This is a genomic window from Acinetobacter sp. B-6 (assembly GCF_056930735.1).
Genome location: NZ_JBXPBY010000001.1, coordinates 125,176 through 136,826 on the forward strand (window position 1 = coordinate 125,176; position 11,651 = coordinate 136,826).

9 protein-coding genes are annotated in these 11,651 nt (G+C 38.5%); 3 read left to right on the forward strand and 6 right to left on the reverse strand.

All coding sequences use genetic code 11. The features are described 5' to 3' along the window. Positions 1-55: 55 nt before the first annotated feature. The 3 genes from AC1Z3T_RS00600 to AC1Z3T_RS00610 are packed head-to-tail and all read right to left on the reverse strand — an operon-like array spanning position 56 to position 2,482. A complete protein-coding gene (locus tag AC1Z3T_RS00600) occupies positions 56-394 on the reverse strand; it encodes a DUF3325 domain-containing protein (protein ID WP_483396430.1) in 339 nt (112 codons plus the stop codon). Further along, a complete protein-coding gene (locus AC1Z3T_RS00605) occupies positions 391-2,127 on the reverse strand; it encodes a PepSY-associated TM helix domain-containing protein (protein ID WP_100885636.1) in 1,737 nt (578 codons plus the stop codon). The genes AC1Z3T_RS00600 and AC1Z3T_RS00605 overlap by 4 nt, the downstream gene beginning before the upstream one ends. Position 2,128: 1 nt before the next feature. Next, the gene (locus AC1Z3T_RS00610) at positions 2,129-2,482 is read right to left on the reverse strand and encodes a hypothetical protein (RefSeq protein WP_042087625.1); all 354 of its coding nucleotides are present in this window, start codon (positions 2,480-2,482) and stop codon (positions 2,129-2,131) included. A gap of 562 nt (positions 2,483-3,044) precedes the next feature. Here AC1Z3T_RS00610 and AC1Z3T_RS00615 point away from each other — a divergent pair. After that, positions 3,045-3,299, forward strand: a complete 255-nt coding sequence (locus AC1Z3T_RS00615; protein ID WP_004829182.1) for a hypothetical protein — start codon at positions 3,045-3,047, stop codon at positions 3,297-3,299. A gap of 63 nt (positions 3,300-3,362) precedes the next feature. Here the strand turns inward: AC1Z3T_RS00615 and AC1Z3T_RS00620 are convergent, their stop codons facing one another. Next, positions 3,363-3,752, reverse strand: a complete 390-nt coding sequence (locus AC1Z3T_RS00620; protein WP_151798638.1) for a carboxymuconolactone decarboxylase family protein — start codon at positions 3,750-3,752, stop codon at positions 3,363-3,365. 151 nt (positions 3,753-3,903) lie between these two features. Further along, positions 3,904-6,360 carry an acyl-CoA dehydrogenase gene (locus AC1Z3T_RS00625; RefSeq protein ID WP_483396431.1) on the reverse strand — a complete coding sequence of 819 codons (2,457 nt, stop codon included), beginning with the start codon at positions 6,358-6,360 and terminating at the stop codon, positions 3,904-3,906. A gap of 598 nt (positions 6,361-6,958) precedes the next feature. Here AC1Z3T_RS00625 and AC1Z3T_RS00630 point away from each other — a divergent pair. Both AC1Z3T_RS00630 and AC1Z3T_RS00635 read left to right on the forward strand, forming a co-directional pair. Then, positions 6,959-9,190: an NADP-dependent isocitrate dehydrogenase gene (locus AC1Z3T_RS00630; protein WP_151751500.1), complete on the forward strand. Its 2,232-nt coding sequence runs from the start codon at positions 6,959-6,961 to the stop codon at positions 9,188-9,190. A 115-nt stretch (positions 9,191-9,305) separates the two neighbouring features. Continuing rightward, complete coding sequence (locus AC1Z3T_RS00635; RefSeq protein WP_483396432.1) at positions 9,306-10,547, forward strand: PDDEXK-like family protein; 1,242 nt, start codon at positions 9,306-9,308, stop codon at positions 10,545-10,547. Positions 10,548-10,594: 47 nt separating this feature from the next. Here the strand turns inward: AC1Z3T_RS00635 and AC1Z3T_RS00640 are convergent, their stop codons facing one another. Next, positions 10,595-11,383 carry an rRNA large subunit pseudouridine synthase E gene (locus AC1Z3T_RS00640; protein ID WP_042087616.1) on the reverse strand — a complete coding sequence of 263 codons (789 nt, stop codon included), beginning with the start codon at positions 11,381-11,383 and terminating at the stop codon, positions 10,595-10,597. Between the last annotated feature and the right edge of the window lie 268 nt (positions 11,384-11,651).

The following is an 11,651-nucleotide window of genomic DNA, read 5'->3' on the forward strand; positions in this document are numbered from 1 at the left end:
CAAAAAAGCCAATCTAAGATTGGCTTAAGAGTATAACTGATTTTGACCAAACAATTTAGACCAGTAGGATGATGCCTGTAATACAACTTACAACGAGGCAGATGATTGCTACAGTTTTTATTTTAGTACTGTAATAGCTCAACAATGATCCTACGAATAATGCTGAAAAAGTGAGTATACCCACCCATAGACTCAGCATACTACTCGGTTTTCCTGACATTAAGCAGATGATTAAAGAGATGAACAATAAGCACCAACCTGACAGTGTCGCAAATAGGGTTGGTTTTTTTGCTAATTCATGACCATAAATTTGTTTTTGATGCTTTGACATAGCGCTGGCAAGTGCAATCATCGCTAAACTGGATATAGACCAAATCAATAAGAAGAAAATCATACAGCGATCTCCTTGGTTGCTGGTACATTTTTAGCTTTTTTGACTGGAAGCCCTTTATGTTTTTTGACTTTATAAAATGACAAGAAAAACAAAATTGCGATCGCCCATGTCATTAAATCAAAAGATGCAATCATCCATTGACCATTGGCAATACTGTTCCAAAGTGCTTGACCGCCTGTCATAAAATTAATGAGTGGTAACAGGGCATAGGCAACTGTTGCCAGCATTAAAAGTTCTAACCAAGCCTGACGATGTGGTCGGATTGCGGCATAAATTAAAGTTGCAAGCCATGCGATAAAGAAGGCACGAATTTCCCAGTTTAGACGTGCTTCTACTTCAAAAGGGATAAAACGATTGGCATAGAAATATGCTGCACAAGCAATCGGTAATCCAATCACTGCAGCAATATTCATGACCTCTACAAAGCGATAGCCAAAAGATTTATAACCTTGTTTTTGCTGTTGAGGTGCTCTTTTTACACACCACAAGATCAAGCCCGTAGCCACCATTAAAGTGCCCAGAACACCAGAAAAGAACAATAACCAGCGGAAAGTCAAATCTAGTCCACGTGCTTCATGTAAGACAGTCACAACGTTGTAGATACCCATTGGAACAGAAGTATTTCTGGCTTGTAGGTCATCAGAGATGTCTTTCCCCGTAACACCATCAAACTTTAAAACAGGATATACACCACGTTGTATTACACTTTTTGCATAAAGTGCTCTAAGTTCAATGCTTGCATTGGTAGTGTTTGGTGCAATGATCTGGATTGACGCAATTGGATTGTCTTTCCACTGGGTTTGTGCATTTGCAATAATTGGTGCTAAATCAGTGAGTGCTGCGGGCTGTCCAGCTTCTTGTTGATGTTTAGCTCGTCTTTCACCACGTGAACGTTGCTCATTGCCCGCAGTTTGTTGAGCTTGACCACTTTGCCCCTGAGCTGTGTTTGCAGTTCCGTTAGGATTTTCTGTTGTTCGATTACGTGTATTATTCTGTTGACCACCACCGCGCATTTCCTGAAAAAACTCTTGTCGATCTTCATAAACTTGGTTGATCCCCCAAGGCATAAACATAAACATGAGCAATAACAGACCACTAAATGTGATCATGATATGAAATGGAAGTGCAAAAACCGCTGTAGCATTGTGTGCATCTAACCAAGAGCGTTGTCCTTTCCCAGAACGGAAAGTAAAGAAATCTTTAAAGATTTTTTTATGTGTAATGATGCCACTGATGATCGCAACAAACATTAACATGGTTGCTAGACCGACCAACCAGCGCGCCCAAATCCGATCTACGCCATAGAGTTCAAAGTGAAAGCGATAGAGAAAACCACCACCCCGAGTGTCTCGTGCTTTGATAACTTGACCTGTTGCACTGTCAATGGTGATGCGTTCACCACCACGGCGGGCTTGTAAATCTTCACCTTGTTTGCGGATGTTTAACTCAGTGGTGGTTTGTCTCGAATTTGGTAATTGGATGGTCCAACTGCCTGCATCGGGATAATTCTTCTGTAAATAATTTAAAGCAACTTGAGTTTGTTGTAATTGCGATGAGCTTGGAACAGATTGGTGAGTTTCAGGTTTCATCCAAACAGAAATTTCTGACTGAAAAAAGCTCAATGTTCCTGTTAAAAAAATCGCATAGAGTAACCAACCCAGAATTAGACTTGCCCATGTATGTAGCCAAGACATCGATTGACGTGGACCCTCAACTTTTGCATCTACACGCATGTTAGTTCCCCATCATTTTTAAAATGATCAATAAAATGATGCATGGAACAACGATCCCTAAACTGGCTTTGAAGGTTTTGTTGACCATAAATACCCAAATGAAAGCGGCGCAATGAATACAGAAAGCAAGCAGGGTAGATGCCATCGCAGCTGAGGCTCGATAATCTGCAAAAGTTTTTGCGATCACCATAGCGGACAAAGAGGCAAGTAAATAGCCACCTAAAATTGCTAAGGCAAATCGATAAAAAATCATGAAGCGGTATTTTAACAGGGAGGGTGTGGATTTAGCTCGTGCAGAGACAGTCGGAGTTGAAACTGATGCACTCAGCGCATCGAGTTCAGTCTGGCTATTCATAGGCAATCAAATCAATAAAGGTTAAAAATTAAGTAAATAATAACAATTATCATTTACTTTTTAAACATAAAAGTTAAATTTCATTCAAATAAAGCAGTGGATTTATTTTAAATTTTATGAATTGATCGTATATAAACCGCTCAGACCTGTTGAAAAAAATGTGTAAATTGATCGATCTAGCGAGCTTAGCTTTGATTTGAATTTTAAAGATATCTTAGCTAACACAAACCACACAGCGTATTTTTACTTTTATTTATATCTTGTATTGATCTTAGGGGCTGTGGACATTTCATAAATGGCTTGCGTTGTAGGTTAAAATTGAGCAGGCAAGGCGTGAAATGAAGAGAATAGCGAGACTATTTTTAAATTTCATAACGTAGCCTGAGATAATTTTAACCGCAACCCTTCGGGACTAGCGTGTTTTTTGTCGCTTCGTTGTTACGAACTACTCATTTAGAATGACTAAATTTCGTATTTCGCGCCTAGAATCGCCTAAAAAACACACCTAGTCGCAAACATAGACGAATTGTTCACAGACCCTAATAAAAATATGGAAATAAAAATGTTTATTCATGCCGATGATGCAAAACAGCTGGCAGCAAACTCAAATCTCAATATTGAATTATACAAAATTCGCCTTGCTCAAATGATTGAGGAAAATGCAAAGCAGGGCAATACCGCAGTATTTACAGTTTTACCCAAGCATTTAGCCTTAGAAGATATACGAGCACTCTCTTCCGAATTGACACAATTGGGTTATCACATTCGTTTTGAAGTCGATGAGTTTTTTTATACCTTCAATGTGTTTTGGAACTAATGATTCAATCGTAGATATATCTTGTAAATATCGACGATTGATCAAAAGCAAAGCTCTATAAAACTAAGACTGCTGGCTTTGATATTCGTTGATGACTTCAAGTGCAGCTCGAAAAGCTTCTTGAGTTGTTGGTGCGCCACAGTAAGGAAGGCTGTGTAAAAGAACTTCCTGTATTTCTTCTACGCTTGCACCATTGTTTAAAGCACCACGAATATGACCTTTAAGTTCAGTTGGACTTTTTTGTGCGACCAAAAATGCGATGGTGATCAATGAGCGATATTTACGAGGCAATACATCTTCACGTTGCCAAGTCGAGCCCCATGCATGCTCATTTATCCAGTCTTGCAGTGGTTGTGTAAAAGGCACAGTATTGTCTTGGGCACGTTTGACAAAACTTTCACCCATCACTTCTGTACGGACTTTTAAGCCATTTTCATAATCTTGTTTAGACATCATCGTTTTTCCTGTGCTGTTGTATTTTTGACACTATACTGAAATAGTTTAATGCCCCCATTGGCAATAGGTCTAAGAAAAAGCAGTGAAGGTGATTCACTGCTTTTGATAAAAGTTTATAGCATTGAGAATAGTGTATTCCCAAATATTTCTATGTTTGATGAAGATGAGGATTGTCTAGTTCCAATACGCGTTCCAGTTTTTCGTCAAAAATATCGGTGAGCATACTGTCATAGCGTAACGCATTGTATTCCGACAACTTATTTGCAAGATCTTGCTGAATTGCCCCACGACTGACTGCATCAGCCAAACGTTCCTCAAATGTAAGACCTTGATATTCACCTTTAGATTCCGCCTTTTTAAAGTGATTCCACTCATTTTCTACTTTTGTCAGTAGATTAAAGGTTGCTTCCATTCGACCAAAGGCATCCTGAGGATTAACCGAATAATAGACTTGAGTTTTTAGATAATCACGGAATGGATTGTTCTGCATGATCAATTCAGCAGCTTCACTCTTTTGACGATCACTCGGTTTTTTGAGCGGTCTACCGAATGGGAAGCAAACAAACTTCACCAGACCTGAGGCGATTGGAATCGGGAAATTATCAAACAAGCCGAAAAATGCTTCTTGTGCCAGATAAAGCGTTTCATCTAAGGCAAGTTGGGCATGTAATTGTTCGGCTTCAGTTCTTTGACCATGTTCATAAAATTTGAGAATCGCCGTTGCAATGAACATATGTGAATGAATATCGGCTAATCGCCCTGAAAGCATTTCTTTACGTTTAATATCTCCAGCTAAAAGCCCTAAGCACATATCCGCAGTCAGTGCAAAGTCAGCACTCAAGCGATTGATGATTTTGTAATAAGGTTGAGTAAACTTGTCTGCGGAATCTGGTCGATGTTGGCTTGAACCAAACCAACCATATGTAAATGCTCGAGCAGCTCGGTTCAAGGTATAACCTAAATGCTGGTAGAGCATGGTATTAAAGGTTTCGAGAGCCGCATTTTTATCCTCAGCTTGTAAAAGTTGTAGCTCTTCAAACAAATAGGGGTGACAGCGCATAGAACCTTGCCCAAAGATCATGAGGGAGCGACTTAAAATATTTGCACCCTCGACCGTAATCGAAATTGGAATAGCTTGATACATGTTGGCAAGGAAGTTGCGTGGACCTTGTTGAATACCACGACCGCCTGTAATGTCCATACCATGATTGACCAGTTTACGCATGGTCTCAGTTGCATAGTATTTTGCCATTGCTGTCATCACAGCAGGCTTACCTCCTTGATTAAGCCCACAGGTGACTAAATAACGGAAAGCTTCAAGTTTATAAGTGCCACTGACGATTTCACTGCTAACTTCTTGTACCCCTTCAAATTGACCTACAGAAAGCTTGAATTGTTGACGAATTTTTGCAAATGCACCGACAGATAAATAGGTCATTTCACTGGCTGCGGTTGACAGGGCAGGCAGTGAAATTCCACGTCCTACGGCAAGACATTCCATCAACATACGCCAACCTTTACCTGCGTTTTCAGCACCACCAATGATCCAGTCGATTGGAATAAAAACATCTCGTCCCTCAACCGTACCATTCATAAAGGGTGAACCGCCCGGATGGTGGCGAGGTCCTACAACAACGCCTTCATGAGATGCAGGAATAAGCGCACAAGTGATGCCATATTCAGTTTTGCTTTTATCCCCCAATAGCCCTTCGGGATCATAAAGTTTAAAGGCTAAACCGACTACAGTGGCAACTGGTGCTAAGGTAATCCAGCGTTTGGAGAAATTCATCTTTAAACCGAGGGTTTGTTGTCCTTCAAAATCGCCATAACAGACAACGCCTGTATCTGGAATTGCCCCAGCATCAGAACCAGCTTCTGGACTGGTCAAACCAAAGCATGGAATTTCTTCACCTTTGGCTAAGCCAGGAAGATAACGATTTTTTTGTTCGTCAGTTCCGTAGTTGAGCAATAACTCACCAGGTCCCAATGAATTTGGCACCATACATGTCACTGCCGCAGTCAATGAGCGAGATGCAATTTTGCTCATAATTCGGCTTTGAGCAAATGAAGTGAATTCACGTCCACCATATTCTTTGGGGATGATCAGTCCAAAAAAGCCTTTTTCTTTAATGAATTGCCAAGTTTGTTCATTTAAGTCTTTATTTTGATGGATTTCCCACTCATTCAATAATTGACACAGTTGTTCAACTTCGTTATCTAAAAATGATTGCTCTTCTTTTGAAAGTGTCGGATAAGGGTAATCATTGAATTTTTCCCAATCGGGTGCACCCATAAACAATTCTTTTTCCCACCAACTGGTACCTGCATCAAGCGCTTCACGTTCAGTGGTGCTCATACTTGGCATCGCATTGGCAAGCGTATTATAGGCAGGCTTGGTCAATACTTGCATCCGCAGAGGTTCTATGACTAACACCAGACTGATCAGAATCAGTGGAAGACCAATGATCAGAGACCATGGGCTGATCAATGCAGCTAAGATTGAAACCACTATGGTGATCACAGCCCCTATGTTTCGAGACAGCGCGAAAAAGAAAATAGCCCAAAGTGTGATAATTTGAATAAGTATCGCAATGAGTAACAGCATAAACATATTACCTCTAGAGTTTTAATATTAGTTTTGGGAAATACGAAGACCTGATGACATTAGATTTATTCTTTCATTAAAAAATAAGGTGAAAAAATAAACATATTATTTATTAATAACGATTTTTTATCTAAACATTAAGGTAAAAGTATTGTTGTTTTGTGAGTATAAGTTAATCAATCTTGGTCACGATCTTACTCAAAGTCCAAACAAGTGCGATAAATAGAGTTTATTGGGTATTTATTCTATGAATACTTTTCAATTTTTTAGCAGTCTCAGTTTTGAACTGATTGAGCGCAATCCAGCGTGGATCCTATATTTATTTTAAAAAATGAATCTGCTGATGTTATAAATTTGTGTTAATTTCCAGAATATTGATGATTTTTATTAAAAATGCTTGTTTTTTGTGCAAATATTCGCTTTGATGCAATATTTGTGATGTACCATTTTTTTTCGAAATGTCGTTATCACAGATCTTGCGTTGACTCTCATAGCATGAAGGCTGATACTCTCAGGGTTAATTTTAAGCAAATCGGTTCGTAGGAGTCGGGTCACAAGCTCGGTTCTCAAAAACACAATCAACAGCAAGGGGCTATATATGGCTGGTGGAAAGTCAACAATCATTTACACACTGACTGACGAGGCGCCACTATTGGCGACTTATTCGCTACTGCCGATCATTGAGACCTTTACTAAGCCAGCTGGCGTAGAGATTGTCAAAACTGATATCTCTGTAGCTGCACGTGTCCTCGCTGAATTCGCGGACTATTTAAGCGATGAACAGAAGGTATCTGACAACCTTGCACAGTTAGGTCGTCTTACTCAAGATCCAGACACTAATATTATCAAACTCCCGAACATCAGTGCTTCTGTTGCTCAGTTAACAGCTTGCATTAAGGAACTTCAGTCTAAGGGTTATGCAATCCCTGATTATCCTGAAAATCCGACTACTGAAGAAGAAAAAGCAATCAAGACCCGTTATAGCAAATGTCTTGGTTCAGCAGTAAACCCAGTATTGCGTGAAGGTAACTCTGACCGCCGTGCGCCTGCTGCTGTTAAAAACTATGCGAAAAAACACCCGCACTCTATGGGTGAGTGGAAACAGTGGTCGCAAACTCATGTTTCTCATATGGATGAAGGTGATTTCTACCACGGTGAAAAGTCAATGACACTTGACCGTGCGCGCAATGTGAAAATGGAATTAATTACAACAACAGGCGAAACCATTGTACTTAAGCCAAAAGTTGCACTTCAAGATGGTGAAGTGATTGATTCAATGTTCATGAGCAAGAAAGCACTGTGTGATTTCTATGAAAAAGAACTTGAAGATTGCCGTGAAGCAGGGATTTTGTTCTCTTTACACGTAAAAGCAACCATGATGAAAGTTTCACATCCGATTGTATTCGGTCACTGTGTGAAAATTTATTACAAAGATGCTTTTGAAAAACACGGTAAATTGTTTGATGAGCTCGGCATCAACGTGAATAACGGTATGGCGGGTCTATACGAAAAAATCGCGACTTTACCAACATCTCTACGTGAAGAAATCATTGAAGATCTTCATGCTTGCCAAGAACACCGTCCTGCATTAGCTATGGTTGATTCTGCAAAGGGAATCACAAACTTCCATTCACCAAATGATGTCATTGTTGATGCGTCAATGCCTGCCATGATTCGTGGTGGTGGTAAAATGTGGGGTGCTGATGGCAAACCTTATGACTGTAAAGCAGTAATGCCTGAATCTACTTTTGCTCGTATTTACCAAGAAATGATTAATTTCTGCAAATGGAATGGTAATTTTGACCCACGTACGATGGGTACTGTGCCAAACGTTGGTTTGATGGCGCAAAAAGCTGAAGAATATGGTTCTCATGACAAAACTTTCGAAGTTTCAGCTGCGGGTGTTGCAAACATCACTGACCTAGAAACAGGTGAAGTTTTAATGTCTCAAAACGTTGAGGAAGGCGATATCTGGCGTATGTGTCAGGTAAAAGATGCACCGATTCGTGACTGGGTAAAACTTGCTGTAACTCGTGCACGTAACTCTGGCATGCCGGCAATTTTCTGGCTTGACCCATACCGTCCACATGAAAACGAATTGATCAAGAAAGTACAAAAATACTTGAAAGAGCATGATACAACGGGTCTTGATATTCAAATCATGTCTCAAGTCCGTGCGATGCGTTATACACTTGAGCGTGTTGCGCGTGGTTTAGATACGATTTCTGTAACAGGTAACATTTTACGTGACTATCTCACAGACTTGTTCCCAATTATGGAATTGGGTACTTCTGCGAAAATGTTGTCTATCGTTCCGTTAATGGCGGGTGGTGGTATGTACGAAACAGGTGCGGGTGGTTCAGCGCCTAAACACGTACAACAACTTGTAGAAGAAAACCATTTGCGTTGGGATTCTCTTGGTGAGTTCTTGGCATTGGCTGTTTCTTTAGAAGAAATGGGTATTAAAGAAGACAACGCGCGTGCAAAACTACTTGCCAAGACTTTAGACCAAGCGACTGGCAAGTTGCTCGACAATGACAAATCACCTTCACGTCGTACAGGTGAGTTGGATAACCGTGGTAGCCATTTCTATCTTGCGAAGTTCTGGGCTGAAGCTTTGACTGAACAAGAAGAAGATGCAGAATTAAAAGCAAAATTTGCACCTCTTGCAAAAGCGTTAGCGGACAATGAGGAAAAAATCATTGCTGAACTTGCAGCAGTTCAAGGTAAACCAGCAGATATTGGCGGCTACTATGCTGTAGACACAGCCAAAGTTGAAGCTGTAATGCGCCCAAGTGCTACACTGAATGCAGTGCTAGAAAAAATCTAGTAAACCATTCAATTCATAGATAAAAAAATCGGTGCTTAGGCACCGATTTTTTTATATACATGTTTTAAAAATGTACTTAAGATTGATTATTAGGAAAAAAGCTACTGGGGGGAGTATGAATTGTGATATCGAAAATCAATTAAAAAGCTTAATTCTTGATGAGGATTTTACAAATTTACAAAATTTAGCCAATGAAGAAGTAAATTTGATGGATATTCTCAAAGTTTCTCATCGAGAACTTCAGCATTCAAACTTTTTATCTTGGTTATTTGATCCTAATGGTACACATGGGTTAAATGATCATGTTTTTAAAGAATTTATTAAAATTTATTACAAAGAAAATGAATATCAAAATTTAGGAATCGAAGAGGGTTTATCTGTTTTTGACTTTATACATTTGGATTTTGAAGATTTGATCATAAAAAGAGAATTCAAAAATATTGATTTACTTTTTTTATCTCCTAAGAATAAATTTGTTATGTTGATTGAAAATAAAATTTATTCTGGTGAGGGAAAAGGGCAGCTTATAAAATATAGAAATATCATCAAGGATTTATATTCCGAATATGATCATCAAATTTACATTTATCTATCATTAAAAGATCAGGAGATTATAGGTGAGGGTGCTAAATATTATATTCAATTAAACTATACCCATATTATTAAACTTTTAGAACAGTTACTTTTAGACCAAAGATTGAATTTAGCGGATAAAGTTAAATTTGTATTTGAACAATATCTGGGAACATTAAAATCCATGTTAAATCAAAATAAGGAAATCGAGTACATTACCAAAAAATTATATAAAAAATACAGGTCTGCATTTGAGCTAGTTTATAAGTACAATGCACCAACTGTAACTACAGAAATAAGTGAGATTATTAAAGAGTTAGTAGAGAGTGAAACCAGTCTTGTTAGTTTTCATAGCAATAAAACATATATTCGATTCCAACCAATTTTTTTACAAGAAAATATTAAAAATCTAGTAAAAAGTAAACTACTTAGTATAGATGAAAACTTAGAAGATAATTGGGTATATTTATTTGAATTTAATGTCAGAAATAATTTTGTTAAATTTGATTTAAAAATAGGGAAAGGTGATCAAAGTGTTAGAGATAATTTATATAGAATATATTCAAAAAATAAGCAATTTTTTTCTAAAATGGGTAAAAAGCAGATATCGCCAGAGTGGCATTTATCATTTCAAAAGACAATTTTAACTCAAGATGAGATATTAAATTTTGTAGAAAACGGAGATTTAGAAGAAGTGAGGAAAATTATAACTTTACGATTTAATCATCTTATTAAAGATGATTTGCCTAAATATGAGGAAATCATCAAAGCAGAGATGGTCTAAGTTTATAAAGAACCACAAGAATATATCATATTCTTGTGGTAAAAAATCTAACGACTATTACGTCCGCGACCACGCGGAGCTTTGGTATTTGGACGTGTAGTTCCATTGGTTTTGCGACGCGGTTTTTCGCTGTCATCCATCTGCCAAATACGTTTGGTTCCAGATTTTTTAGTAGAACCATCTTTGTTCTTACGTACCATCGGTTTTCCGCCAGTACCGCCTGGTTTTTTGACATAAGAACGCGAACGATACGGTTCTTCCGCAGGTACATTTTGAAAATCAGGATAAAGCAATGGTTCGATTTCTTTTGTTTCGCCCGGTTGTAAACCCATCTGAACTAAATCAATTGCACCGATTTTGGTACGAATCAAACGTAAAGTTGGAAAACCAACAGCAGAGGTCATACGACGCACTTGACGATTACGCCCTTCACAAATCGAAATTTCTACCCATGAGGTAGGGATATTGGCACGGAAACGTACGGGTGGATCACGGTCCCACAACCATTCTGGTTGTTCCACTTTAGCGGCTTGAGCGGGTAAGGTTATACCGTCTTTTAACTCAACACCTTTGCGTAACTGTTCAAGTGCTTCTTCAGTAATATCACCATCGACTTGAACCAAATAGGTCTTAAACTTTTTATTGGTTGGATTGGTAATATACTGATTTAGACCACCATGATCAGTTAAAAAAACTAAACCTTCAGAGTCCATATCAAGACGACCAGCTATACGCAAGCTAGGATCGTCAACGAAGTCAGATATAGTCATATGTGCTTCGTCTTTACGAAATTGGGAGAGGACGTCATAGGGTTTGTTCAGAATGACAATTTTCACTTTAAGCCACTAATATATATAAATAAAATTTTTTGGGTTTGATTTGTTACCCGATTGAATACCCGTTTTGATAAAAATGGGGTGGTTTAGGTTGCAAAAAGCCCAGTTGATTGTGGACTACTATAACAGATTCAGCTTTGTATTCTTCAACTTTATTTGTCATTCAACAGGAGGAGTAAAAGAGCGCCTGACTTTGATTTTAGATTTTTGAATATTTACAGGGGCGCTGGTTTTCCTTAAAAAATACTGTCTACAGTCATTTAATTGG